This is a genomic window from Pseudomonas sp. F220 (assembly GCF_057813935.1).
The window spans coordinates 51,988-78,500 of sequence record NZ_JBVASJ010000001.1 but is presented as its reverse complement, the minus strand read 5'-3'; the positions used below and the strand labels follow the sequence as shown (position 1 = coordinate 78,500).

At 60.4% G+C, this 26,513-nt stretch carries 21 protein-coding genes; 4 read left to right on the top strand and 17 right to left on the bottom strand.

Going from position 1 to position 26,513, the window contains the following annotated elements; all coding sequences use genetic code 11:
• Window positions 1-72: 72 nt before the first annotated feature.
• From ACZYSM_RS00350 to cbiE, 3 genes are read right to left on the bottom strand one after another with little or no spacing between them, the layout of a single operon-like run.
• On the bottom strand, window positions 73-810 hold the full coding sequence (locus ACZYSM_RS00350) for a cobalt-precorrin-6A reductase (protein ID WP_489067735.1): 738 nt from the start codon (window positions 808-810) through the stop codon (window positions 73-75).
• The gene (locus ACZYSM_RS00345; protein ID WP_489067733.1) at window positions 807-1,904 is read right to left on the bottom strand and encodes a cobalt-precorrin-5B (C(1))-methyltransferase; all 1,098 of its coding nucleotides are present in this window, start codon (window positions 1,902-1,904) and stop codon (window positions 807-809) included. Before ACZYSM_RS00345 ends, ACZYSM_RS00350 begins: the two co-directional genes overlap by 4 nt.
• Entirely contained in the window at window positions 1,897-3,108 is a 1,212-nt protein-coding gene (gene cbiE, locus ACZYSM_RS00340; protein WP_489067731.1) for a precorrin-6y C5,15-methyltransferase (decarboxylating) subunit CbiE, read from the bottom strand. Before cbiE ends, ACZYSM_RS00345 begins: the two co-directional genes overlap by 8 nt.
• Before the next feature lie 131 nt (window positions 3,109-3,239).
• On the opposite strand from cbiE, the gene cobG reads away from it, so the two are divergent.
• Genes cobG through cobJ form a run of 4 tightly spaced genes read left to right on the top strand, consistent with a single transcriptional unit; the run spans window position 3,240 to window position 7,603 of the window.
• The gene (gene cobG, locus ACZYSM_RS00335; RefSeq protein WP_489067729.1) at window positions 3,240-4,553 is read left to right on the top strand and encodes a precorrin-3B synthase; all 1,314 of its coding nucleotides are present in this window, start codon (window positions 3,240-3,242) and stop codon (window positions 4,551-4,553) included.
• Window positions 4,546-5,172, top strand: a complete 627-nt coding sequence (locus ACZYSM_RS00330; RefSeq protein ID WP_489067727.1) for a precorrin-8X methylmutase — start codon at window positions 4,546-4,548, stop codon at window positions 5,170-5,172. The genes cobG and ACZYSM_RS00330 overlap by 8 nt, the downstream gene beginning before the upstream one ends.
• Window positions 5,172-5,903, top strand: a complete 732-nt coding sequence (locus ACZYSM_RS00325) for a precorrin-2 C(20)-methyltransferase (RefSeq protein WP_489068265.1) — start codon at window positions 5,172-5,174, stop codon at window positions 5,901-5,903. The genes ACZYSM_RS00330 and ACZYSM_RS00325 overlap by 1 nt, the downstream gene beginning before the upstream one ends.
• Window positions 5,903-7,603, top strand: coding sequence for a precorrin-3B C(17)-methyltransferase (cobJ, locus tag ACZYSM_RS00320; RefSeq protein ID WP_489067725.1), 1,701 nt, complete (start codon window positions 5,903-5,905; stop codon window positions 7,601-7,603). Before ACZYSM_RS00325 ends, cobJ begins: the two co-directional genes overlap by 1 nt.
• A gap of 24 nt (window positions 7,604-7,627) precedes the next feature.
• Here the strand turns inward: cobJ and ACZYSM_RS00315 are convergent, their stop codons facing one another.
• From ACZYSM_RS00315 to ACZYSM_RS00250, 14 genes are all read right to left on the bottom strand, one after another.
• Window positions 7,628-8,224 carry a MarC family protein gene (locus tag ACZYSM_RS00315; protein WP_489067723.1) on the bottom strand — a complete coding sequence of 199 codons (597 nt, stop codon included), beginning with the start codon at window positions 8,222-8,224 and terminating at the stop codon, window positions 7,628-7,630.
• Window positions 8,225-8,263: 39 nt separating this feature from the next.
• Window positions 8,264-11,065 carry a hybrid sensor histidine kinase/response regulator gene (locus tag ACZYSM_RS00310; RefSeq protein WP_489067721.1) on the bottom strand — a complete coding sequence of 934 codons (2,802 nt, stop codon included), beginning with the start codon at window positions 11,063-11,065 and terminating at the stop codon, window positions 8,264-8,266.
• Between the two features lie 99 nt (window positions 11,066-11,164).
• Window positions 11,165-12,460, bottom strand: a complete 1,296-nt coding sequence (gene purD, locus ACZYSM_RS00305) for a phosphoribosylamine--glycine ligase (RefSeq protein WP_489067719.1) — start codon at window positions 12,458-12,460, stop codon at window positions 11,165-11,167.
• A gap of 154 nt (window positions 12,461-12,614) precedes the next feature.
• On the bottom strand, window positions 12,615-14,222 hold the full coding sequence (gene purH / locus ACZYSM_RS00300) for a bifunctional phosphoribosylaminoimidazolecarboxamide formyltransferase/IMP cyclohydrolase (protein WP_489067717.1): 1,608 nt from the start codon (window positions 14,220-14,222) through the stop codon (window positions 12,615-12,617).
• A gap of 81 nt (window positions 14,223-14,303) precedes the next feature.
• Window positions 14,304-14,624 (bottom strand): DNA-binding transcriptional regulator Fis, encoded by a 321-nt coding sequence (gene fis / locus ACZYSM_RS00295; RefSeq protein ID WP_003186237.1) that lies wholly within the window; start codon window positions 14,622-14,624, stop codon window positions 14,304-14,306.
• A complete protein-coding gene (dusB, locus tag ACZYSM_RS00290) occupies window positions 14,621-15,634 on the bottom strand; it encodes a tRNA dihydrouridine synthase DusB (RefSeq protein WP_489067715.1) in 1,014 nt (337 codons plus the stop codon). The genes fis and dusB overlap by 4 nt, the downstream gene beginning before the upstream one ends.
• A 195-nt stretch (window positions 15,635-15,829) precedes the next feature.
• Complete coding sequence (locus tag ACZYSM_RS00285) at window positions 15,830-17,083, bottom strand: DUF3426 domain-containing protein (RefSeq protein WP_489067713.1); 1,254 nt, start codon at window positions 17,081-17,083, stop codon at window positions 15,830-15,832.
• 30 nt (window positions 17,084-17,113) lie between these two features.
• Window positions 17,114-17,992: a 50S ribosomal protein L11 methyltransferase gene (gene prmA, locus ACZYSM_RS00280; RefSeq protein ID WP_489067712.1), complete on the bottom strand. Its 879-nt coding sequence runs from the start codon at window positions 17,990-17,992 to the stop codon at window positions 17,114-17,116.
• A gap of 272 nt (window positions 17,993-18,264) precedes the next feature.
• On the bottom strand, window positions 18,265-19,626 hold the full coding sequence (gene accC / locus ACZYSM_RS00275; protein ID WP_489067711.1) for an acetyl-CoA carboxylase biotin carboxylase subunit: 1,362 nt from the start codon (window positions 19,624-19,626) through the stop codon (window positions 18,265-18,267).
• 17 nt (window positions 19,627-19,643) lie between these two features.
• Complete coding sequence (gene accB, locus ACZYSM_RS00270; protein WP_489067709.1) at window positions 19,644-20,102, bottom strand: acetyl-CoA carboxylase biotin carboxyl carrier protein; 459 nt, start codon at window positions 20,100-20,102, stop codon at window positions 19,644-19,646.
• A 24-nt stretch (window positions 20,103-20,126) separates the two neighbouring features.
• Window positions 20,127-20,582 (bottom strand): type II 3-dehydroquinate dehydratase, encoded by a 456-nt coding sequence (gene aroQ, locus ACZYSM_RS00265; RefSeq protein ID WP_489067707.1) that lies wholly within the window; start codon window positions 20,580-20,582, stop codon window positions 20,127-20,129.
• A gap of 131 nt (window positions 20,583-20,713) precedes the next feature.
• Window positions 20,714-22,498, bottom strand: a complete 1,785-nt coding sequence (locus ACZYSM_RS00260; RefSeq protein ID WP_489067705.1) for a protein-disulfide reductase DsbD — start codon at window positions 22,496-22,498, stop codon at window positions 20,714-20,716.
• Between the two features lie 163 nt (window positions 22,499-22,661).
• Complete coding sequence (locus ACZYSM_RS00255) at window positions 22,662-23,705, bottom strand: methyl-accepting chemotaxis protein (protein ID WP_489068264.1); 1,044 nt, start codon at window positions 23,703-23,705, stop codon at window positions 22,662-22,664.
• Window positions 23,706-24,675: 970 nt separating this feature from the next.
• Window positions 24,676-26,346 (bottom strand): diguanylate cyclase, encoded by a 1,671-nt coding sequence (locus tag ACZYSM_RS00250; protein WP_489067703.1) that lies wholly within the window; start codon window positions 26,344-26,346, stop codon window positions 24,676-24,678.
• Between the last annotated feature and the right edge of the window lie 167 nt (window positions 26,347-26,513).

Here is a 26,513-nt window from a genome sequence, read left to right as displayed (position 1 = left end):
GGTCCAATGTGGGAGCTGGCTTGCCTGCGATCGAGTGCGCAGCACTCGCAATGATGACTGCCGCACAGAAGTTTAATGGGGTAGCAGATAACCTTGCTGTGTCAGCGCCTCGAGCGTATTGGCGACAGTCCCAAACTCCCGCTCAACCCCCCCCAACTCCGGCCTTTTCAAAATCAACACCGGGACCCCACGTTCCCGCGCCACTTCCAGCTTGGGCTCGGTGGCAGTGCTGCCGCTGTTTTTGCTGATCAGCACATCGATCTGGCACCGTTCGAACAGCATCCGCTCATCGTCGATCAAAAAAGGCCCGCGAGCGCCGATGACTTCGCAGCGCTCATTGCCGGGATACGGATCGAGCGCGCGCAAGGTCCAGAATTGCCCGTCCGGGATTTCATCCAGATGCTGCAACGGCTCGCGACCAAGGGTGAACAGCGGACGTTTGAAGGGTTTGAGCGCTTCAACCAACTCGGCCCAATCGCTGACTTCCCGCCAGTCATCACCCGCCTGTGCTTGCCACGCCGGGCGTCGTAGTGCCCAACAGGGGATGCCACTCAGTTGCGCAGCGGTCGCGGCGTTCTGGCTGATTTGCGCGGCGTAGGGATGGGTGGCGTCCAGCAGCAAGTCGATGCCTTCGTCCTGGATAAACTGTGCCAGGCCTGTCGCGCCGCCATAGCCGCCGACGCGGACCTGGCAGGTCAAGTCAGTCGGCACGCGGCCGACGCCCGCTAGGCTATAGACATGTTGCGGGCCAAGGGTACGGGCAATCGCCAAGGCTTCGGTGACGCCGCCGAGCAGCAGCAAACGTTTCATTGAAAACCTCCGGCATGACCGACGATGCCGCCCTGACGATCGATGGCAAACACCTCGACTTGAACCTGCGCAGGAACCACGCTGCGGGCGAAGTCCAGCGCGTGCTGGCACACGGCGTCGCCAAGGGAGATGCCCGCGGCGCTGGCCATGGCCAAGGCTTGTTGACTGGTATTGGCTTCGCGGATGGCGTGTTGCAAGGTGTCATCAGCACCGACGTCCGCAGCCCATTGCGCCAGCTGCGGTAGGTCGATGCTCGAATGACGGCTGTGCAAGTCCATGTGTCCGGCAGCGAGTTTGCTGATCTTGCCGAAGCCGCCACAAATGCTGAGTTTATCCACAGGCACTTTGCGCAGGTGCTTGAGCACCGCACCGACGAAGTCGCCCATTTCGATCAGGGCGATTTCCGGTAAGTCGTAGACGCGGCGCATGGTGTCTTCGCTGGCGTTGCCGGTGCACGCAGCGATGTGCATAAAACCATTGGTCGTGGCGACGTCGATTCCTTGGTGGATCGAGGCGATATAGGCCGCGCAGGAAAACGGACGGACAATACCGCTGGTGCCGAGAATCGACAGCCCGCCGAGGATGCCCAGCCGTGGGTTCATGGTTTTCAGTGCCAGGGCTTCGCCGCCCTCGACGTTGACCGTGACCTCAAAACCGCCGCCGTAATGGTGCTCTTGCGCCAACTGCAGCAGGTGATCGGTGATCATCTTGCGCGGCACCGGGTTGATCGCCGGTTCGCCGACGCCCAAAACCAATCCCGGCCGAGTGACCGTGCCAACGCCAAATCCTGCACTGAAACGTATGCCTGGTTCGGCACTCAAACGCACGTGGGAATAGAGCAACGCGCCGTGGGTGACGTCCGGATCATCGCCAGCATCCTTGATTGTTCCGGCTTCGGCGCCGTCTTCGGTCAGGCGGCAAAACTCCAGGCGCATCTGCACGTACTTGCCTTTGGGCAGGACGATTTCCACGGCATCGTTACTGATACCGCTGAGCAACAACCGGGCGGCGGCGAGGCTGGTGGCGGTGGCGCAGCTGCCAGTGGTCAGGCCGCTGCGCAGCGGTGCGGGTTGTTCGGCGGTTTCGTCACGCATCGAAGGGTTTCGTCACTTCTAATAGCGTAATCGGCAACGCCTGGCGCCAGGTATCGAAATCTCCCAAGGGCTGTGCTTGAGCGATATGAATGCGGGTCAGTTCACCGCCATGCTGTTCGCGCCAAGCCATCAAGGTCATTTCGCTTTGCAAGGTGACGGCGTTGGCGATCAACCGGCCACCGGGGCGCAGCTGCTCCCAACACGTATCGAGCACGCCATCGCGGGTGACGCCGCCGCCAATGAAAATTGCATCCGGTCGCTCCAGACCTGCCAGCGCTTGCGGCGCGCTGCCGCGAATCAATTGCAACCCGGGCACGCCGAGGGCATCGCGATTATGTTCGATCAGTTGCTGACGACCGTCATCGGCCTCGATGGCCAAGGCGCGACAGCTGGGGTGAGCGCGCATCCATTCAATGCTGATCGAGCCGCTGCCGGCGCCGACATCCCACAGCAACTCGCCAGGCACCGGGGCCAGACGGGCGAGGGTGATGGCGCGAACGTCACGTTTGGTCAGTTGCCCATCGTGTTTGAAGGCTGAATCCGGCAACCCGGCGAGTCGCGACAACCGTGGTGCACTGGGGTCGGCGAGACAGTCTATGGCGACCAGGTTCAGATCTGCGATGGACGCCTCGCTCCAGTTGTTGGCGATGCCGTCGACACGTCGTTCAGCGGGGCCACCCAAATGCTCCAGCACCGTGATCCGGCTCGGCCCGAACCCCCGCTCACGTAACAGCGCGGCGATGGTGGCGGGGCTTTGGCCGTCGTTGCTCAGTACCAGCAGGCGAACGCCGCTAAAGAGTTGTGCGCTCAGCGCCGCGACCGGGCGGGCGACCACCGAGAGCGTCACCACCTCTTGCAGCGGCCAGCCCAATCGAGCCGCCGCCAGTGAATAGGAGGACGGCGCGGACAACACCTGCATCTCATCGCCTGCCACCTGCCGCGCCAGGCTCGCGCCGACGCCGAATAGCATGGGGTCACCGCTGGCCAGTACGCAGACTGGCTCGCCGCGCTGCGCCAGCACTGGCTCCAGGGAGAACGGGCTGGACCACAGTTGACGCTCACCACGGATGCACACCGGCAACAAATCCAGTTGCCGCTGGCCGCCAAAAATCCGTGAAGCGCCCAGCAGAGCGCGTCGGGCGCTCTTGCCCAGACCGCTGAAGCCGTCTTCGCCGATTCCCACTACTGTCAGCCAGGGCAGCATCTATATTCCTCAAACTGTACGTTCCGACGGGCAGGCTTTTCATGCCTTCGGACAAAGCAGGCATAATACCGCGCCTTCGCCCGCGAAGTGCTTCTACCTCTCAGCCGGTTGCCCCTTTGAACGAACGTCAGATGTCCACCGCCTTACGCCCCTCGGCCTGTCCGGGGTTGCTGCGTATCGTCCCGGCATTGGACGGCGGCATCTGTCGGATCAAGCTGGCTGGCGGTTCGATTAGCGCGGCGCAAGCCTGTGCGGTGGCCGACGCGGCCGAGCGTTACGCCGGTGGCGTGATCGAGGCGACCAACCGCGCCAACCTGCAGATTCGCGGGATTGGCAGCGAGCAGACGGCATTGATCCACAGCCTGCTCGCCGCCGGTCTCGGCCCGACCACGGCGGCTGGTGACGATGTACGCAATCTGATGCTCAGCCCAAGCGCCGGGATCGACCGACGCATGCTGATCGACACTCGGCCGCTCGCCGAGCAGATTCTCGCCACTCTGCAAAACCATGAGCGCTTCCACGACTTGTCGGCCAAGTTCGCTGTGCAGCTCGATGGCGGCGAAGCGCTGACAATGCTCGAACATCCTCATGATCTGTGGCTGTCGGCGGGTGAGTTGAACGGTGAGTTGCTGCTGGCCTTCGGTTTGGCGGGTTGTCCGATAGACCAACCATTGGCCGCAGTGCCGCTCGCTCAAGGGCATGAATTGGTGGTCGCGGTGCTGGAGCTGTTTCTCGACCTGGCTCGCCCGGAGCAGACACGCATGCGCCATCTGCTGGCAGAACTGCCGGTGGATAACTTTTTACAGATGTTGGCCGAGCGCTTGAGTGTGCCGTCAATCGCTATCAATGACTGGCAGCGGCCGCACGCGCCGAAGCTGTTGCATACCGGCACTTATCCACAGCGCGAAACGGGGCGTGTCTATGTCGGCGCAGTCACGCCTTTGGGTCGCCTCGATCCGGCGATGCTCTGCGGTGCTGCGCAACTGGCCAGCGAGTTCGGTGATGGCAGCCTGCGGTTTACCCCTTGGCAAAGCCTGCTGTTACCCAATATCCGCACGCAAGATGCGTCTGAAGTGACGCAACGCCTGCAACAACTCGGTTTGCTGTGTTCGACCGATCAGGCGTTGGCGCAGTTGATCGCCTGCACCGGCTCAAGTGGCTGCGGCAAAGGCCTGGCCGACACCAAGGGCGATGCGCTGCAATTGGCTGCGCTGCTGCAACGCCAAGGCATTGCGTTGAACGTTCATCTGTCCGGCTGCCCGCGTTCGTGCGCCGCCGCGCACAGTGCGCCAGTTACCTTGTTGGCCGTCGCCTCCGGCCAATACGATCTCTATTTTCGCGATGCAGGGCAGCCGGGTTTCGGCGCCCTGCACGCGCGCAACCTCACTATTGAAGCGGCAGGCGCATTGCTCGACGCCTGCCCACGGAGCAACGTTGATGCTTGATTACATCCGCGACGGTCAGGAGATCTATCGCAACTCCTTCGCGATCATTCGCGCCGAGGCCCGCCTGGACCGAATCCCGGCCGACCTGGAAAAACTCGCGGTACGCGTCATCCACGCCTGCGGGATGGTCGACGCGATCGATGGTCTGCAATTCTCCCCGGGTGCGGGCAAGGCCGGGCGCGATGCGCTGGCCGCCGGTGCGCCGATTCTCTGCGATGCGCGAATGGTCTCCGAGGGTGTGACCCGCGCGCGTTTGCCCGCCAACAATCAGGTGATCTGCACCCTGCGCGATGAGAGCGTGCCGGACCTTGCGCGCGAGCTTGGCAACACCCGTTCAGCGGCCGCACTGGAACTCTGGCGTCCGCATCTGGGAGGCAGTGTGGTGGTGATCGGCAACGCGCCGACCGCGTTGTTCTATTTGCTGGAAATGCTCGATGCCGGCGCGCCGAAACCGGCATTGATTCTCGGCTTTCCGGTGGGTTTCGTCGGCGCCGCCGAGTCCAAGGCCATGCTCGCCGCGGATAGCCGTGGCGTGCCCTTTGTGATCATGCAAGGCCGACTGGGCGGCAGCGCCATGGCCGCCGCCGCTGTCAACGCCCTCGCTACGGAGATCGAATGATGCAGCAACCTGGACGCTTGATTGGCCTGGGCGTCGGCCCGGGTGACCCGGAGCTGATTACGGTTAAAGCCCTGCGCCTGCTGCGCGAATCGCCGGTGGTGGCGTACTTTGTCGCCAAGGGCAAAAAGGGCAATGCCTTCGGTATCATCGAAGCTCACCTGCAAGACGCGCAAACCTTGCTGCCGCTGGTCTACCCGGTGACCACCGAAGCACTGCCGGCGCCGTTGTCTTATGAGCAAGTGATTAGCGATTTCTACGACGCTGCCAGCGAGGAAGTCGCCGCGCATCTGAATGCAGGCCGCGACGTGGCGGTGATCTGCGAAGGCGACCCGTTCTTCTACGGCTCCTACATGTACCTGCATGACCGTCTGGCCGAGCGCTACGACGCCGAGGTGGTACCGGGCGTGTGCTCGATGCTCGGCGGCGCTTCGGTGCTCGGTGCGCCGTTGGTGTATCGCAATCAGAGCCTGTCGGTGTTGTCCGGTGTGTTGCCCGCCGAAGACCTCAAGCGCCGTTTGGCCGATGCTGACGCGGCGGTCATCATGAAGCTGGGGCGCAACTTCCCCAAGGTTCGTCAGGTACTGGAAGAACTAGGGCTGGCGAATCGGGCTCTGTATGTCGAGCGTGCAACCATGGCCAACCAGAAGATCGTGCCACTGGATCAGGTTGAACCGATGTCCTCGCCGTACTTCTCGCTGATCATTGTTCCCGGCGAAAGGTGGCAAGGCTGATGACTCGTTCTGCTCCGGCCATTGTCATTCTGGGCAATGGCAGCCTCGCCACTGCGCGCAAGATCCAGCAGCTGTACCCGGACGCTTTGATCCACGGCCTGGCCGAACGGGTCGAAGGCGCCGATCGGACCTATCACGAATTCGGCGCGACCTTGCGCCAGCTCTATCAACAGGACACGCCGATCATCGCTTTGTGCGCTGCCGGGATCGTGATCCGGACGCTGGCGCCGTTGCTGTTGGAGAAAGGCGCCGAGCCTGCGGTATTGGCCGTCGCTGAAGACGGTAGCGCAGTGGTGCCGTTACTCGGCGGGCTTGGCGGGGTGAACGTCCTTGCGCGAGAAATTGCCCAGGGTTTGGGCGTCGCGGCAGCCATCACCACCAGCGGTGAATTGCGCTTTGGCACGTGTCTGCTCAACCCACCCAGCGGCTATGCCTTGGGTGATCTGGAGTTGGGCAAGCGCTTTGTCTCGGATTTGCTCGCTGGCGAAAGCGTGCGTATCGAAGGTGCGGCCCCTTGGCTGGCCAAGGCGCAGTTGCCGGAAGATCAACACGCGCGGCTGGCGATCCATGTCGGCTGTGCCGAGCGTGAGCCTGCGGCCAATGAACTGCTGATCTATCCACGCAGTGTGTTGGTGGCGGTGAGCGCCAGCGTGGTGGATCTTGCGCCAGCGATTCGCGCGGCCCTGCATGAAGCGAAGATCGCCGTTCAATCGGTCGCGTGCCTGTTGGCTGCCGACACGCAAATGGCCAGTCCTCAGTTGCGTGAAGCGGCTATTGAACTGGGTGTGCCCCTGCGTTTTGCTGCAGCTGCGGCCAGTGTCAGCGAGCTGGCGCAGCATGCGGTGCCACAGCTGTTGCCGCCACTGTGTGTCGGCAATGGAATTGCGATCGCAGTGGCCAATCAACCGCTGGATCCGTTGCAGGTTGGTCGCGCCCGTGGTCGTCTTGCGGTCATTGGTCTTGGTCCAGGCGCTGCCGAACTGATGGTGCCGGCGGTCAAGGCTGAGTTGGCCAAGGCCAACGATGTGCTCGGTTATGAAACGTACGTGCGCATGGCCGGGCCGTTCCGCGCCGATCAAGTGCTGCACTGCACCGACAACCGCGAAGAGATGCAGCGTGCCCGCCATGCCTTCGAACTGGCCGCCCAAGGGCGTTCAGTGGTGGTGGTTTCGTCGGGTGACCCTGGTGTGTTCGCCATGGCCGCTGCGGTGCTTGAAGCCCTGCATGAGTCAAGTGAGCCGAGCTGGCACAGCGTCGACCTGGAGATCTTACCGGGTGTTTCCGCCTCCCTGGCCACCGCCGCACAAGCCGGTGCACCGCTGGGTCACGACTTCTGCGTACTGTCGCTGTCGGACAACCTCAAACCTTGGGACATCATCGAGAAGCGACTGGACCTGGCCGCGCAAGCCGACCTGGCGCTGGCTTTCTACAACCCGATCTCCCGTTCGCGGCCGTGGCAGCTTGGTCGAGCACTGGAAATCGTCGCGCAGCACCGTACGGGCGCAACACCCGTGGTGTTAGGGCGTGATATCGGTCGCCCTGGTCAAACCTTGCGAGTGACCACCCTTGGCGAGCTGACACCCGATCAAGTGGACATGCGCACCATGGTGCTGATTGGTTCATCCACCACCTGCGTGTTCCCGCGTGCAGACGGTGGTGAGTGGGTGTATACGCCAAGGTGGTACGGGGAAAAGCCGTAGATCGGGAAGCGGGTGCCGAGCGATCTACGGCACCAGATACCCTTTGACCCCGGTAAAAATGATCTGCGCCGCCAAGGCGCACACGAACAGTCCCATCAGCCGACTGACGATTTGCAAACCCTGATCGCCAAGAATGCGTTCGATGCGGTTCGACAGGTAGAGCACCACCCCAACGGTAAGGCTGGCCAGGGCGATGCTGAGGATGGCGGTGAGTTTGTCGTCCCAGTGTGGCTGGCTGACGCCCATGACCAGCAGTGCACCGATGGTGCCGGGGCCGACTGTCAGGGGAATGGTCAGCGGAACGATGGTCACATCCTGCTGCACGTTATCGGTCTGCACCACCGACTTGCCTTGAGCCATGCCCAACGCCGAGATGAACAGCACGCTCCCCGCCCCGATGCGGAAGGCGTCCACGGTGATGCCGAACACGCTGAAAATCACCCGTCCGAACAGATACAGCAAGACGCTGGAGACCAGCGTCGCGAGTGCGACTTTCCAGGCCAGACGCCGACGTTCCTTACTGGAATAACCACGGGTCAGGCTGATGAAACAGGACAGAACGAAGAAGGGGCTGTAGAGCACCAGCATCTTCAGGTAAACGCTGAACAGCACGTGGAGCATGGTTGGAGCTCGCAGCGGAGGAGGGCGACGGAGAGTCTATCAGGCGTTGCGCAGTCTGTCGGCTAAGGACGTTTGAGCGGGTGGCTGATTTTGCACATCACGTTGGGCAACCCAATGCTCGACCAACTCGCGCAGTTGCGAGAGCTCGACCGGTTTGGCCATGTGCCCGTCCATACCGGCCTGACGAGCGCGCTCCTTGTGTTCGGTCAGGATGTGCGCGGTCAGCGCCACCACAGGCGTGCGCATGCGCTGGTTGCCAACTTCCCAGGCGCGTAATTGTTGCGTGGCGGAAAACCCGTCGAGGATCGGCATTTCACAATCCATCAGCACCAGATCATAGCGCTGGGCTTTCATTGCGCGCAGGGCTTCTTCGCCGTTGCTGGCGGTGTCCGGTTGCAGGTTGAGTTTGCCCAGCATGCCGCGAATCACTTTGGTCGAGATGCTGTTGTCTTCAGCGACGAGGATGCGAAAGTCGCTTGGCACCTTGATCGGTACAGGCACGCCTGATGGTGCGTGATAGGGAATGGCGAGCCCTTTGTTGCGTTGGGTCAGCTCGTCGGCCAGGGTGGTCTTGAGGGTGTAGCCAGCGACAGGTTTGGCCAGGATGCGTTTGATCCCGCAGTTGCGCGCAATGATCTTGCTCGGTGCGTTGCTGATGCCGGTGAGCATGATCAGCAAAATGTCATGGTTCAGGCTCGGGTCTTCCTTGATCTTCGCTGCCAGTTGCATACCGGTCATGCCGGGCATGTTCTGGTCCAGCAGGACCACATCGAAGTAGTCGCGCAGGTGCGCCTTGGTCCGCAATAGAGCTAACGCTTCCTTGCCGGTGGGGACTGCACTGACGTTCAGGCCCCAGGCGCTGCATTGCTGCACCAGGACTTTGCGGCAGGTGTCGTTGTCATCCACCACCAACACTCGGGCGCCTTGCAGTGGACCATCAAGGTCCGAGGTGGGGTGTTCAAGGCGCTCCGGGTCCAGGGGCAACGTCAGCCACAATGTGCTGCCGCTATTGTTGCCGCTTTTGATACCGAATTCACCGTGCATCAGCAGGATCAACTGGCGGGCGATGACCAGCCCCAGGTTGCCACCCAAACGCGTAGCGGAGAGGAAGTTCTTGCTGTGCAGCTCAGCATGCAACAAGGCATCGCGTTCGCTGGCGTCCATCGGTACGCCGCTGTCTTGTACTGCGATGCGTAGCCGCGGTTTGGCGTTGCGTTCGTCGAGGGCGACGACGATCAGGATTTCGCCTTCGTCAGTTTTCTTCAGCGCGTTTTCCAGCAGGCTCAGTAGCGTCTGGCGCAAACGTGTGGGGTCACCGCTGATCACCCGCGGTACTTGCGGCTGAATAAAGCTGATCAGCTCGACATTTTGTTGCTCGGCCTTGGCCCGGAAAATACTCAGGCAGTCTTCGATCAGGGCGTTGAGATCGAACTGCACATCGTCCAGCTCGATTTGTCCGGACTCGAGCTTGGAGATGTCGAGAATCTCGTTGATCAACGTGAGCAGTTCGTTGCCGGCACTGTGGATGGTCTGCACGTAGTCCCGTTGTTTGACGGACAGTGGTGTGCCCAGCAACAGTTCGGTCATGCCCAACACACCATTCATCGGTGTGCGGATCTCGTGACTGATTTTCGCCAGGAACTCGGCCTTGGCGTTGATCTCGGCGTTGCTGGCAGCCAGGTCACGGCTGACGCTGAAACGGGCTTCGGTGATGCTGCGCTGACGTTCGCCCAAGGCGATGCTCATCAGCAGGCCGCTGATGCAGATGACGCTGAGCAACGTCATGATCAGACCTTGCGGAGCCACCAGGGTCAGCCCCAAAAGTGCTGGCAGAATGATCAGGGTGCCGATGTTGAAGATCACCATGGCCACAACGAACAGGCGTGCCGGGCGGTAGCCTTTCTGCCAGTGATAAGCCGCGACGAACAGCATGCTCAGGCCGGCGAGAGCCACCAGCGCATAAGTAATGATGTTCAGCGGCAGGGTATCGACAAACAACAGCAGCAAGCCACACAAGGTGATGAACAGAATATTGCCCAGCAACAGTTTGTTCAGTGGATGTGGGCCAAGGGGGGCGAAGAATCGGTAGGCGAACATCAGGCCGCAAGGTGCTGTCAGCAGTAAGGCCAGATACGCGCCTGGCGTTTGTACGGCGTGCCAGTCGGGAAGCCAAGGGCTAGCCAGATTCAGCAGAAGCAACAGGCTCAGCAGCAACAGACCTTCGCAGGTGGCCAACCATACGCTACTCCTGGAGCGGGTGTAGGCGTAGCGGGTCAGGTTATGCAGGATCAGCATCGCCAGGCAGCCGAACAGCAGGCCGTAGATCAGTGTCTGGCCTTGATCGGCCGCAGTCATGACCGCTGATTGCAGAGTGATATAAGGACGTAATTGGTGTTCGGAAACCAGCCGCAGATAGACATCAAGGTTTTTTTGACTCTGCGGCAGTGCCAGCATGAAGTCGCTGCTGGGCAACGGTCTATCGGCCTGAGCCTGAGTGTTGCCGGTGTTCACTTGCTCGATCAGCTTGTCGTCGTCGAGCACGTATAAATTAAGGTGCGCCAGATCAGGTGCGAAAATGCGCAGCAGTTGCTCGTGTTCGCCTGGCTGGAGTTTGAAGCGCAGCCATAAGGCGCCGTCAGGCTCGGCAGCGGTCAGTTGGTTCAGTTCGATCGGGCTGAATTGATTGGTGTAGCGGGTGGAGCGGATGTCGCTCAGTTGCAGGTCGGCCGTTTCGTCGAGCAATACCGTCCAGCCACTGCCTTGCGCGGCCTGAGCCGGTAACAAACAGAGCAGAGTCAGCAGGCTGACGGTGAAACCTATGGCAATCCTGAGCCAGCGCACGGCGAAATCCCTTCGTAGGTTAATGCCAGATTACAACTATGCGCGGGGCTGGAATAGTACGGCAAGGGCCAGAGACCCTTGCCTATCCGAATGGATAGCTTATTCCTGGTTTTCGCCACGCTCGCGGGCAATGGCGCGGTAGCCAATGTCCTTACGGTAGAAGCAGCCTTGCCAATCGATTTTGGCCGCCAGTTTGTAAGCTTGCTGCTGAGCTGCGTCGACGCTCTGGCCCAATGCGGTGGCGCACAGCACTCGGCCGCCAGCGGTGACGACCTGACCGTCTTTCAGTGCAGTGCCCGCGTGAAAGACTTTGCCTTCCAGTGTGGCGGCTGCATCCAGACCTTCAATGACCGTACCTTTGGCGTAGTCACCAGGATAGCCACCGGCTGCCAGAACGATACCCACGCTTGGACGTGGATCCCATTGTGCTTCGATCTTGTCCAGCGCCTGAGCCAGAGCGGCTTCGATCAGCAACACCAGGCTCGACTGCAGACGCAGCATCACCGGTTGGGTTTCCGGGTCGCCGAAGCGGCAGTTGAACTCGATGACTTTCGGATTGCCAGCCTTGTCGATCATCAGACCGGCATAGAGGAAACCGGTGTAGACGTTGCCTTCCTCGGCCATGCCGCGCACGGTCGGCCAGATCACCAGGTCCATGACGCGCTGATGTACCTGGGCAGTGACCACCGGAGCAGGGGAGTAAGCACCCATGCCGCCAGTGTTCGGGCCGGTGTCGCCGTCGCCGACGCGTTTGTGGTCCTGGCTGGTGGCCATCGGCAGAACGTTCTTGCCGTCGACCATGACGATGAAGCTGGCTTCTTCGCCGTCGAGGAATTCCTCGATGACTACGCGCGAACCGGCTTCGCCGAAAGCATTGCCGGCGAGCATGTCGCGTACGGCGTCTTCGGCTTCGGTCAAGGTCATGGCAACGATCACGCCTTTACCGGCAGCCAGGCCGTCAGCCTTGATTACGATCGGTGCGCCTTTCTCACGCAAGTAAGCCAGGGCCGGCTCGATCTCGGTGAAGTTCTGGTAGTCGGCGGTCGGGATCTTGTGGCGTGCCAGGAAGTCCTTGGTGAAAGCCTTGGAACCTTCCAGCTGGGCGGCGCCTGCAGTCGGACCGAAGCAATCCAGGCCGCGGGAGCGGAACAGATCGACAACACCAGCCACCAGTGGCACTTCCGGGCCCACGATGGTCAGGGAAACATTTTTCTCGGCAAAATCTGCAAGCTGCTCAAGGGCCAACACGTCGATAGCGACGTTCTCGCACTTGGCTTCAATGGCGGTACCGGCGTTACCCGGAGCGACGAATACTTTTACGACACGCGGATCCTGAGCCACTTTCCAGGCCAGGGCGTGTTCACGGCCACCGCTGCCAATGATCAAAACATTCATTTCAAAAACCTCGATGACGCTAATTCTTGATGCAGCCAAGCAGCTGCTTTTCTGTGGGAGCGAGCTTGCTCGCGATGGCGACGGCACATCCAGCATCAATGTGTCTGAAAGAACGCTATCGCGAGCAAGCTCGCTCCTACAGTTGATCGGTGTATCAGTGACGGAAGTGGCGCATGCCGGTGAACACCATGGCAATGCCCGCTTCATCAGCCGCTGCAATCACTTCGTTGTCACGCATCGAGCCGCCTGGCTGGATCACCGCAGTGATGCCGACCTTGGCCGCGTTGTCGATGCCGTCGCGGAACGGGAAGAATGCGTCCGAGGCCATGACTGCGCCCTGAACCTGCAGGCCTGCGTGTTCTGCCTTGATCGCGGCGATGCGCGCGGAGTTGACGCGGCTCATCTGGCCGGCGCCGACACCGATGGTCTGACGGTTTTTGGCATAGACGATGGCGTTGGACTTGACGTACTTGGCGACTTTCCAGGCGAAGATCAGGTCGTTGATCTCCTGCTCGGTCGGAGCGCGTTTGGTCACCACTTTCAGGTCTTCGCTGCCGATCATGCCGATGTCGCGGCTCTGTACCAGCAAACCGCCGTTGACGCGTTTGTAGTCCCAGGCAGCGGCGCGATCAGCCGACCATTGGCCGCAGGCCAGCAGGCGTACGTTGGCTTTGGCGGCAACGATGGCGCGGGCTTCTTCAGTGACGCTTGGAGCGATGATCACTTCGACGAACTGACGCTCGACGATCGCCTTGGCGGTTTCAGCGTCCAGTTCGCGGTTGAAGGCGATGATGCCGCCGAACGCTGACTCGGTGTCGGTCGCGTAAGCCAGTTCGTAAGCCTGACGGATACCGCCTTCGGCGTCCGGGCTGACCGCAACGCCGCACGGGTTGGCGTGCTTGACGATGACGCAGGCTGGCTTGACGAAGCTCTTTACGCATTCCAGTGCGGCGTCGGTGTCAGCCACGTTGTTGTACGACAGCTCTTTGCCTTGCAATTGGGTCGCAGTGGCGATGCCGACTTCGGCAGGCTTGGCTTCCACGTAGAACGCCGCGCTCTGGTGCGGGTTCTCGCCGTAGCGCATTTCCTGAGCCTTGATGAACTGGCTGTTGAAGGTGCGCGGGAATTGGCTGCGACCTTCGGTGCTGAGCGTTTCAGCGGCCTGGTTCACGGTGCCCAGGTAGTTGGCGATCATGCCGTCGTAGGCGGCAGTGTGTTCGAAGGCCTTGAGCATCAGGTCAAAACGCTGTGCGTAAGTCAGGCCACCGGCCTTGAGGCTTTCCAGCACCTGGCTGTAGTCGCTGGCGTTGACCACGATGGCCACGTCTTTGTGATTCTTGGCTGCGGAACGAACCATGGTCGGGCCGCCGATATCGATGTTCTCGATCGCGGTCGGCAGATCACAACCTGGCTTGTTGATGGTGGCTTCGAAGGGGTAGAGGTTGACCGCGACCAGATCGATCGGCTTGATGCCGTGCTCGTTCATGATAGCGTCGTCGATACCACGACGACCGAGGATCCCGCCATGGATTTTCGGGTGCAGGGTCTTGACCCGACCGTCCATCATTTCTGCAAAACCTGTGTAGTCCGCGACTTCCACTGCGGCCACGCCATTGTCCTGCAGCAGCTTGAACGTACCACCGGTGGAGAGGATCTCAACGCCCAGGGCTTCCAGCTCACGGGCAAAATCGAGGATCCCGGTCTTGTCGGAAACGCTGATCAGCGCGCGGCGGATCGGCAGGCGGGTAGTCTGGTCGGTCATCTCAATTTCCATCAAAAGCAAAGGAGTCAGCAAAAAAGGCGGCCGGTTTCAAGCGGGCGCCTTTCTGGTTTGATTGAATGCTTACAGCAGATCGTATTGCTTGAGTTTTTTGCGCAAGGTGCCGCGGTTCAGCCCCAGCAACTCGCTGGCCTTGGTCTGGTTGCCCTTGACGTAGTTCATCACGCTTTCGAGCAGTGGAGCCTCGACTTCGGAGAGCACCAGGTTGTACACGTCCGTGACGGCAGCGCCCTCAAGGTGGGCGAAATAATTGTGCAGCGCCTTCTCGACACTCCCGCGAAGGGTCTGACCCTCTTCGCTCGGTGTATTGAGGTGCTGTTTCAAATTCACATTGTCGCTCACGGGTGTTGTTCCACTCACTAAAGTCTCGGTCATCATCGTCATGCGGCCACCCCTTCTCCGTCCCCTGTCACAAGGCTCTTGTAACGTTCGGCGAAAAACTCACGAACGTTGGCGCACTGTGCTTCCGTATCATCCAAACGATTGAAGTGGGCGCGAAATTCCCTGGCGCCCGGCAGGGTTGCGAGATACCAGCCCACATGCTTGCGAGCAATGCGTACGCCCATGACATCCCCATAGAAGGTATGCAGCGCGGCCAGATGCTCTAGCAGAATACGTTCCACCTCGAACAACTCCGGTGCCGGAAGTGTTTCGCCGGTACGCAGAAAGTGCTCGATCTCACGAAAAATCCATGGTCGCCCTTGGGCGGCCCGACCAATCAACAGACCATCGGCGCCGGTCGCATGGAGCACGTACCGGGCTTTCTCGGCCGAATCGATATCGCCGTTGGCGAAGACCGGAATCGACACTGCCTGCTTGATCGCGGCAATAGTGTCGTACTCGGCTTCACCGGTGTACAGATCGGCGCGGGTCCGGCCATGGACCGCCAGCGCCGTGATTCCTGCCTGTTCGGCGATCTTCGCCACCGTCAGGCCGTTCTTGTTCGCCCGATCCCAGCCGGTGCGTATTTTCAGGGTGACCGGTACATCGACTGCGGCCACGACGGCGTGCAGGATCTCCCTCACCAGGTCTTCATCTTTCAGCAACGCGGAGCCGGCAGCCTTGTTGCAGACTTTCTTCGCCGGACAACCCATGTTGATATCAATAATCTGTGCACCCAACTCGACGTTGGCGCGGGCCGCATCCGCGAGCATCTGTGCATCACCGCCGGCGATCTGTACCGAGCGCGGCTCGGGATCACCTTCGTGGATCATGCGCAGACGCGATTTGCGACTGTTCCACAAGCTCATGTCGCTGGTGACCATTTCCGAGACTACAAGGCCTGCGCCCAACCGTTTGCACAGCTGACGAAAGGGCTGGTCAGTGACCCCCGCCATGGGCGCGAGAATCAAGCCGTTAGGCAATGTATATGGACCGATGCGTACCGCCGACATAGGACTTCCCTGTTGTGGGGCCGGATCATTAGAGTTCGAAAAAGGGTTGGCATGATACCCGCTCTCGATGACTGGATAAAGGCTGAATTGGATAAAATCTGAACAGTTATTCTGTTGTCACCCGCAGTTTGGCTCGGCGCTGGGGAGTCAGAAAGCCGCCGTCAAGGCGTAGCCGTGCCGATTGACTGACGCGTTTCACTCGGGCGAATGGAAGCTCAGGCTGTAGTTGACGGCTTTGGGGCCGGGATCAAGGATGTCCAGGGCGATATGGATCGGCGTCTGTGGTGGCATTTCTGCCAGACCTTCAAGCTCGCCGTTGAGGTACTCGCTCGGCTTGAAGCGCCGGCTGGCGATCAGGTGTCCGTTGAGGTCTGCAAAGCGTAACTCCAGCAACGGGAATGGCTGAGAGAATTGTGCGCGGTTGTAGATAATTGCATCGACCACCAGTGCACCACTGAAATCCGGATGGCTGCGTACCGCCAGATTGCTGCTCTTAATGCGTGCGATGTCTACCTTGGACGGCACCGTGCAGCCGATTTTCGGGCACAGTTGCTGGAACCATGGCCGGTATTGGTCCTGACGGGCTAGCTCGTCGAAATGGTAGGCGATGTACTGACCTGCCAGTGCGGCGGCGCCGAGCAGAATCAGTAATACCCAGAAGAAGCGTCTGCCCCAAGGCGAGCGGCGCTTTTGCCAATCAAGGTGCACCGGCTCGTCGACCAGGTCCTGTAGCACCTCGTCGTGCACGCCGGGCTCACTGCGTGCGCGCTTTTTGCGCGGAGGTTTGGCCTCCAGCGGTTCTTCGTCGGCATCATCCGTTGCCGACAGGCGTTCGTGGTGTTCGTGCGCTTGCGGCTCATGGTCCGGGCGCATAGACGGCACCGTGTGGTCGTCGTCCAGATCGGCCAGCTCGAAAGACAGTGAGGGCTCAGTGCGGCTGGGTTTGGTCGGTTCGACGGGCGGGGCTGTCGGCTTGCTGTTTGTGTTGGTTGGAGGCTGAGCGGGCTCAATCGCTTCTGCGCGTTCGGCAGCCGATCCGCTGAACAGGCTGTCGGACCATTGCTCTTCCTCGCCGTCGGTTGTATCCCGGCGCGCACTCAGCGAGTCCTCTTTGTGTTTGCGCTCTTGCCCGAACTCCTTGGTCGGCTGGATTTCCCGTTGTTCGAGCTTGGCGAGTTCTTCGTCGAGGTCGAGGTTGTCCAGATCGAGTTCGGCGGCCGTCCATTGTTTCTGGCTGATAGCTCGCTGAGGCGGTGATTCAACCGGTGCAGCCACGTCGGGTGCGACGGCTTCCTTGCCAGTGCGTTGCTCGAGCAACTGCCGTGCGGCGTTGAACACCTGCAGGCATGAGCCGCATCGAACCACTCCACGGGCCACGCTCAATTGGGCGTGGCTGACGCGAAAGCTGGTTTGGCAATGCGGGCACTGGGTGACGAAGCTGTCAGTCATGCGGCAATCCGGTCTGTGCAGGCACTCATTCTAGCGCCGACGGCCGGTGATGCGCACCCAACCTTCGCGATTGGCAATCGGGTCCAGCTCGAAGTCATGAGCGTAGGCCGCTGCGACGTCTTCGCCTTGCTCGGCGAGGATGCCCGACAGAGCCAGACGGCCGCCCGGTTTGACCAGGCTGGACAGTTGCGGAGCCAGGGAAACCAATGGGCCTGCGAGGATGTTGGCAACCAGTACGTCGGCCTGAACCTGCGGCAAATCCTGTGGCAGGTACAGCGGGAACAGTTCTTCGGCAATGTTGTTGCGCCCGGCGTTATCGCGGGAGGCTTCCAGTGCTTGCACGTCGATGTCGGTGCCGACGGCTTCTTTGGCGCCCAGCAGCAGAGCAGCAATCGCCAGGATCCCCGAACCGCAACCGAAGTCCAGCACATTGCAGTCCTTCAGGTCCTGACCGTCGAGCCATTCCAGGCACAGTGCGGTCGTCGGGTGGGTGCCAGTACCGAAGGCCAGGCCTGGGTCGAGCAGCAGGTTGACTGCGTCCGGCTCCGGCGCGGCATGCCAGCTCGGGACGATCCACAGACGCTGGCCGAAGCGCATTGGATGGAAGTTGTCCATCCAGCTGCGCTCCCAGTCCTGGTCTTCGATCACTTCGCTGTGATGTTCAGGCAGTGGACCGCCGGTCAGCAGCTCCATATGGGCCAGCACGCTCGCAGCGTCGGTGCCGTCTTCGAACAGCGCCAACAGATGAGTGTGGGACCACAGTGGGGTGGTGTTCAGTTCCGGCTCGAAGATCGGTTGGTCTTCGGCGTCCATGAAGGTCACCGAAACGGCGCCGACTTCAAGGAAGGCGTCTTCGTAGGTTTCGGCTTGTTCTGGGCTGATGGCGAGACGGACTTGCAGCCAAGGCATGGCGGGCACCTTTGAAAAATATAATGTGCAGCCTAGCGGGCTGCGAGAAGCGCGCAAGTTTACGCGAGCTCAGCGCCTGCGTGTATTCAAAAACGATAAACGCCCGTCCCGTGCGCTTGTAGGAGCGAGCTTGCTCGCGATGAGCCTGAGAACGCTGCGGGGCGTCAGGCTTCATTGCGAGCAATCGAGCGTCGACCGGCTGCTCCTGCATAGGAGATAGAAGCAGAAACAACAAAGCCGCTCGAAAGCGGCTTTGTTGGTCTGGATCAAGCTTAGTGCTGCTTGGCCAGCTTGTGTTCCAGGTAGTGGATGTTGACTCCACCTTCGCAGAAGCCTTCATCGCGGACCAGATCGCGGTGCAGCGGGATGTTGGTCTTGATCCCGTCGACAACGATTTCATCCAGCGCATTGCGCATACGCGCCATGGCTTCATCGCGCGTCGCTCCCCAGGTGATCAGCTTGCCGATCAGGGAGTCGTAGTTCGATGGAACCTTGTAGCCGCTGTAAAGGTGCGAATCGACCCGCACACCATTGCCGCCCGGAGCATGGAAATGCTTGACCATGCCTGGGCAAGGGATAAAGGTTTTCGGGTCTTCGGCGTTGATCCGGCATTCCAGTGCGTGGCCGTGGATCTTTACGTCGTCCTGGGTGTACGACAACTTGTTGCCAGCGGCGATGCTGAGCATCTCCTTGACGATGTCGATCCCGGTGACCATTTCCGATACCGGGTGCTCTACCTGGACTCGAGTGTTCATCTCGATGAAGTAGAAGTGGCCGTTCTCGTAAAGGAACTCGAATGTGCCGGCGCCACGGTAGCCGATGTCGATGCAGGCTTTCACGCAACGAGCGAGGACTTCCTGGCGAGCTCTCTCGTCGATGCCCGGTGCCGGCGCTTCTTCGAGAACCTTCTGGTGACGGCGTTGCAGCGAGCAATCGCGGTCGCCCAGATGGATGGCATGGCCCTGGCCATCGGAAAGTACCTGGACTTCCACGTGACGTGGGTTGGTCAGGAATTTTTCCAGATAGACCATCGGGTTGCTGAACCAGGCAGCAGCTTCGGCCCGGGTTTGCTTGGCCGCTTCGATCAGGTCTTCTTCGTTGTGCACTTCGCGCATGCCGCGACCACCGCCGCCGCCAGCGGCTTTGATGATCACTGGGTAGCCGACTTCGCGACCAATGCCGATAGCGGTTTCCGGGTCTTCCGGCAGCGGGCCGTCGGAACCTGGCACGGTCGGTACGCCGGCGCGCTTCATGGCGGCCTTGGCTGAAACCTTGTCGCCCATCAGACGAATAGTGTCAGCTTTCGGGCCGATGAAGGCGAAACCGGATTTTTCGACCTGTTCGGCGAAATCAGCGTTTTCCGCGAGGAAGCCGTAGCCAGGGTGAATCGCCGTGGCGCCAGTGACTTCAGCTGCCGCGATGATTGCCGGAATGTGCAGGTAAGACAGATTGGCAGGCGCCGGGCCGATGCAAACGCTTTCGTCGGCCAGACCCAAATGCATCAGCTCTTTGTCGGCAGTCGAGTAAACCGCGACGGTCTTGATACCCATTTCCTTGCAAGCGCGCAGGATCCGCAGGGCAATTTCACCGCGGTTGGCGATCAGGACTTTTTCCAGCTTCGCAGGTTTCAACATCGTTGGTTCTCCGCGGTTCAAACGATGGTGAACAGCGGTTGGTCGTACTCAACCGGCTGGCCGTTTTCTACCAGGATGGATTCGATCACACCGCTGACTTCGGCCTGGATGTGGTTCATCATTTTCATCGCTTCAACGATGCAGATGGTGTCGCCCTTTTTCACGCTCTGGCCAACTTCAACGAAGGCTGGCGAAGTTGGTGCCGGGGTGCGGTAGAACGTACCGACCATCGGGGACAGAACCACAGTGCCGTTGAGTTTCGGTGCTGCTGGAGCTTCAGCGGCCACTGGAGCAGCGGCGACTGGCGCGGCAACCGGAGCCGGAGCGGCCATTGGTGCTGGTGCGTAGAACTGTTGTGCAGGGGTTTTGCTGTGACGGCTGATCCGTACGGATTCTTCGCCTTCCTTGATCTCGAGCTCGTCGATACCGGATTCTTCCAGCAGTTCGATCAGTTTCTTAACTTTACGGATATCCATGAATCATCAACTCCCAAGGGTCGGTCAGGGGCGTTTAGCTTGTTGTTCAAGCTGTTCCAGGGCGGCCTCCAGGGCCAGTCGATAACCGCTGGCGCCAAGGCCGCAGATCACTCCCACCGCAACGTCGGAGAAGTAAGAGTGATGGCGGAAAGGTTCGCGTTTGTGCACGTTAGACAAATGCACTTCGATGAATGGGATGCTCACCGCCAGCAGCGCGTCACGTAATGCGACGCTTGTATGTGTAAAAGCTGCTGGATTGATCAAAATGAAATCCACACCCTCGCCGCGTGCGGCATGGATGCGGTCGATCAATTCGTACTCGGCGTTGCTTTGCAGATAGAGCAAATGATGGCCAGCACTGCGGGCTCGCTGTTCCAGATCCTGATTGATCTCAGCCAGGGTTACTGCACCGTAGACACCCGGTTCGCGGGTGCCGAGCAGGTTCAGGTTGGGTCCGTGCAGAACCAGTAAGGTCGCCATCAGCTGTTCCTTGTTATCTGTGTGCAGTTGTCAGAACCCGGCGACTATGCCGCAAAGCCTTTGTGACTGTCCAGTTCTCTGCAATAGCCAGCACAATGCCCGATGTTTGCGCGAAATATATGACCAACTGATTAAATCAGGTCATTCGCTTTCGCAACACGTTCGGCGAAGTCTGCTGCATTGATCTCGCCGATCACCCTCACGTCACCACGTTCGACGCCATCCTTGCCGAAAAACATCAGTGCGGGAGGTCCGAACAGTTTGTAGCGGTCGAGCAGGGCACGTTGTTCGCGGTTGCTGGCAGTCATGTCGAAGCGGATCAGCCGATAGTTCTTGAGCCGTTCGATGACGCTGCTGTCGGTAAGCACTTCATGCTCGATGACTTTGCAGCTGATGCACCAATCGGCGTACCAATCGAGCAATAGTGGGGTGCTGGCAGCTTTGGCTTCGGCGAGGACGCGATCCAGCTCCACAGGCGTATTGATAGTCTGCCATTGGTGGGTGTTCTGAGCGTGTGCGCTACTGGCCGAATTGACGGTCAGTGATCGCCCGATCGGGTTCAACGGGTCGCTCTGGCCGCTGAATGCGCCGTACCAGCAGGACAGCGCATAGAACAACAGTAACAGCCCTAGCAGCTGTGTCAGGCGCTGTCTCGGGGCCTTGTAGATGAACTCCAGGGCACCGAGAAACAGACCGACACCGGCGGCCAGCAAGCCGATCAGCAGCAAGGTGATCTGGCCTGGCAGCACGCGACTGAGCAAACCGATTGCCAGCCCAAGAAGCAGAATGCCGATGGCATGTTTAACGTAGACCAACCATGGGCCACTTTTCGGCAGCCAGGCCGCTCCGCCAGTGGCGACCAGCAACAGCGGAGCGCCCATGCCCAGGCCCAGCACGAAGAGTTTCAGTGCGCCGCCCAGCGCATCGCCGCTGGCACTTATATAAAGCAGAGCGCCGGCCAATGGTGCCGAAACGCAGGGCGAAACCAATAGGCTGGAAACTACCCCAAGCACCGCTGCGCCCCACAGAGAACCGCCTTCGGTGCGGTTCGCCACGCGGTCCAGACGGCTGCTGATGGCGTGCGGCAGTTTCAGTTCGAAGATGCCGAACATGGCCAGGGCGAACACCCCGAAAAACAGCGCAAACGGCAACAGCACCCAGGCTGATTGCAAGCGAGCCTGGAGATTCAGTTGTGCGCCGAACATCCCCATCAGTGCACCGAGCAAGGCAAAGCAGGCCGCCATCGGGAGCACGTAGGCCAACGACAGATTAAAACCGCGCAAACCACCGACCTGGCCGCGCAGCACAACGCCGGAAAGGATCGGCAGCATGGGCAGTACGCAAGGGGTGAAGGTCAGGCCTAAACCTGCGAGGAAGAACAATGCCAGCTCATGCCAGTTCCAGCGGGTCTGGTGGCCGGTCGCTGGCATCTCGGCGCTAATGACTGAAGTGGGTTTGCCATCAATGCTCAGTCGCTCGGTTTCTGGCGGATAACAGAGGCCTTTATCGGCACAACCTTGATAAGTGACCGCCAGGGTAAAGGCGCGCTGATCACCGGGCGTGCGCGGTAGTTCTACATCGAGAATGCCGTGGTAGACCTCGACGTCGCCGAAATACTCATCATGTTTTTTCTCGCCCTGCGGCAGTTGAGCGGCGCTAAGCGTGACGTCGGCAGGCTCGGCGCGGAACTGAAAGCGATGGCGGTAGAGGTAATAACCTTCGGTGGCGACGAAGCGCAGTTTGATCGATTGCGGGGTACTTTCTACCAGGCTCAACTGAAAGGCTTCGCGTACCGGCAGGAAGTCGGCGCTGTTGTTGATCGCGCCCAAGGTCGAACTGGGGCGACTGTCCAGCAGCCCGGCGGCGGTCACCGGCAGGGTGAGCAATAACAGCATCAGACAGAGCAGACGGCGCATAGCGATCTCGCGTATCAAAAGTGTGCGCATGATAGCGGACAGCAGGCGGGTGTGCCGGGCCTGGAGTTTTGTAGTGTTTGTTCTGGCGCCATCGCGAGCAGGCTCGCTCCCACATTGGAATGCGTACCCCTGTGGGAGCGAGCCTGCTCGCGATGGCGGTACCTCAGACGCGGAAAGCCTGAACAGCCGTATGCAGCCGCCCTCCGAGCACCAACAAATTATCCCCGTGCTCACGCCCTTCGCCAATCCTCAGCAAATTATCCCCACCCAATTGGTGAATCCGCTCGCTGTGATCGCGGATTTCACTGACGGCACCGCTCTGCTGGGCGGTGACATCGGCGATGCGCACGGCGGTATCGGAAATGGTCTGGATCGCCCCGACGATTTCATCCAGCGCACCGTCAGCTGCTTGTGCCTGGTTGGCAGTGGCTTCGGCGTGTTCGACCTGGGCGCGCATGCCTTCCACCGATTGCCGGGCCGCTGTTTGCAGGCCAGCGATTAGCGTCTGGATCTCGGCGGTGGCACCCGCGGTACGTTGTGCCAGGGAGCGGACTTCTTCGGCGACCACCGCAAACCCTCGGCCCATCTCCCCTGCGCGAGCGGCTTCGATGGCGGCGTTCAGCGCCAGCAGATTGGTCTGGTCGGCAATTGAGCGGATCACTGTGAGCACGCCGCCAATGGTCGCCGACTCTTCGGCCAGGTGTTCGATCATCTGTGCATTGCCTTGTACTTCGCCCACCAAAGCATGCAGCCCAGTGAGGCTCAGGCCGATCACTTTCTGGCCGTGTTCGACCGCAAGCCCTGCGTGACGGCTGGCGTCGGCTGCTTGGCTGGCATCACCGGCTACTTGCACAATGGTGGCTTCCAGCTCGCCCAATGAGTCGCGTATTTGTGCGGTATCCCCGGCCTGCCGTTCGGCACCGCTGTGCAGGCCGCTGCTCAACTCGGCCAAGGCGCGGCTGCTGCCGGCGACCTGTTCGGCGTTTTGCCGGATGGTCCCCACCAGGTCGACCAGGTACGCCCGCAGGCGATTCAGCGACGCTTCAATATCGTGGAGCTCGCGGTTGGTGGCGCCCAGTTGGATATCCTGACTGAAGTCGCCTTCGGCCCAGGTCGACAAGGCCGGCGCGAGGTTGGTCAATACACGAGCCAGACGTCGCTGCAAGGTATCAATGAGCAAAGCGATCAACAGGATCAGACCAATCATCAGTCCCTGGATGATCCGCACTTCGCCCTGAATCTGCCCGTGTTGAGCGCGAACGGCAGGTTCCAGGCCGGCTATTGCCTGCGCAACGGCAGTGATCTTGAGGTGAGTGGCGTCACTGAGTTCGGCGCGTTTGTGGATCTGCTCGCGAGTGCGGCTCAGTTCGGCCGGGTAACGTGTCAGCAGGCTGTTGAGTTCGCGCTTGAGGTCAACGCCAGTGTCTTCGGCGGTGCTTTTTTCAGTGCTCTCCAGCCCCATCAGGGAGGCGAAGTCGCCGGTATTCGATTCGCTGCTGGCGGTGACACCTAACAATGGCAGGGCCTCCAGCTGTTCAGCTTGGGCGCGGATGCTGGTGACCTCACGCTCGACGTCGGCAGTCAGTTCGCTTCGACCGCTGCTGACCAGTTTGTCCCGGGCCAGCGACAGTTTGGCCAAGTGCTGCGACGCTGCCAGTAACAACGGCAAGTAACCTGAGGCATTCGGGGTATTGGCACCGGTGGCGTACTGGCTGAGCTGTTCCAGGTTGGCGCCCAGCTCTCGCTCCGCCTGCAGCAGCAGCGCTTGCGGGTCACCGGCGAGTTTGCCAGCGGCCAGCAGGTCGGTCTTGCTGAAGTCATCCAGGCTCGAAAGGCTTGGGCGCAGGCTTTGCGCCAGGTCGACAGGCAACTCGCCGAGTTCTTTTTGCAACGTTTCGAGCGATTGGTTGGCGGCACTCAAGCGCAGGGCGTCGCCACTGGCCAGGTAGTCCTCAATATTGCGCGCCACCTGATTCTGGAACTGCTGCGACAGGCCCAAGTAGCGCTCCATCAGCAGATAGGGTCGTTCCAGCGCTCGTTGCGACCACCAGAGCGTGGCACCCAAGGCGAGGCAAACGGCGACTAAAAGGAGGGTATTGAGATTGGTCAGCAGCTTCAGGCGCATCAAAGGTCTACCAGCGACAGAATGGTAAGTGCCTGAAGTTATTGCGTTTATGTTACAGCGTTATGACTGAGTCGGTGAATTCCGATGAAAAGGTGGCACTTTGCTTTGATTGCAGAGCAGCTTGCACACGATTTCGCCCAGCGTGCTTGGCGCGGTACAGCGCCTCGTCTGCCTGGCTGGCCATCATCAGACCGTCGGAATCCTCGCGCAGCTCTACGACGCCGGCGCTGAAGGTGCACCAGAGATCCTGAGGTTGCGCTGGATAATGAATTTCTGCAAAGCGCTGACGGATTTCATTGAGTACTTTGTAGGCCGATTCGACATCGGTGTCGGGCATGACAATGGCGAACTCTTCGCCGCCATAGCGTCCGATGAAGTCGGTCTTGCGCAGGCGTTGCTTGAGAAACAGCGCCAGGCTCTTGATCACGCGGTCGCCCATAGGATGGCCGTGGCTGTCGTTGACCCGTTTGAAGTGGTCGATGTCGAGCATCGCGAAGCTCAGCGGCTTGCTTTCGCGACGGGCGCGGAAGCTGCAGTCTTCGAGCAATTGCAGGATATGGGTGTGGTTGTACAAACCGGTCAGGCTGTCGCGAACCATCCGCGCCTTGAGATTGCGCGCCCTGGCCGCGCGGTTGCGCACGGTAGTGATCAGGTGCCGCGGCTTGATTGGCTTGGTCAGGAAGTCGTCGCCGCCTTCGCTCATGGCGTCCAGCTGTTTGTCCAGATCGTCTTCGGCTGACAGATAGATGATAGGCACACTGACATAGCGATCGTTGTGGCGAATCACCTTGGCCAGTTCCGTACCGGTGCAGGCCGGCATGTACATGTCGAGGATGATCAGGTCCGGCTGGAAGTCCGCCAGCTCGGCCATCGCTTGAATCGGCTCGATCAGGGTGCGGGTGACGATTCCGGCGCTGTTGAGCAGGCGTTCGGTGTGCAATGCCTGAGCGCGTGAATCGTCGATGATCAGCACTTTGTACGGTTCGTACTGGGCGACGCAGGTCAGTACTTCGATCTTTTCCAGCAGGCTCGAGGCTTCAAGGGTGCCGGTCAAAAACTCCTGACCGCCGGCGCGCACGGCTGCGAGACGGGTCGGGGTATCGGTTTCGTGCAGGCTGAAGAACAGCAGCGGCAGTTTGTGCTCAAGGCCTTCCTGGGCTTCGGCCGCCAGTTGCAGGCCCATGCCGGTGCCGCAGAAGTCGACGTCCATGACGATCGCAGCGGGCAGCCGTTCGACCAGTGAGGAACGGAATGCCGCCACACTGTCCAACGACTGAGCGCAGAGTCCAAAGAACTCAAGCTGTTTGGCCAACCGCTCGGCGCGGTCGTGATCTTGCAGCATCACGTAGATCGGCTTGCGCAGCGGTGGCAGGTAGGTTTGTTCGAGTTGATCGCCATGACGCAGGCCGGTGCGGGACAAGCGTTGCATCAAGCGATTGAGATCGGTGATCAGGCCACTGCTCAGGCGCCCGCGGTTGGCATCTACCGCTTCCAGCGAATGGCCGATGCTGCGTGCCAGCTGACAGTGTTCAGGTTGTTCAAAACGTTCCGCAAACCGCAGCAAACGCAAGTTGGCCTCGGCCAGTTCCGACAGGTCGGTGGTCGACCATTCGCTTCGCTGCAGGCGTTGCCATATCTCAAGAATTTGACGTGCCTGATGAATTACCCGCTGGGCAAAGTGGTGCTTGAGGCGCTCACGGCTGGGGTCTTCTGGCTCGGTCATATCCTGAACTACTAGTTAGGGGGGCATGCTGAGATTGACTGGTGGCGCTATGCTAGCACCTCTTTTCGGTCGCATGAGTGCCGTAGGTCAATAATCTGCAAAGCGACTTGATTCATTTTTTGACCGGCTGGTCGCACAGGCTGGCGGCTGTGCTTCATTGATAGTCG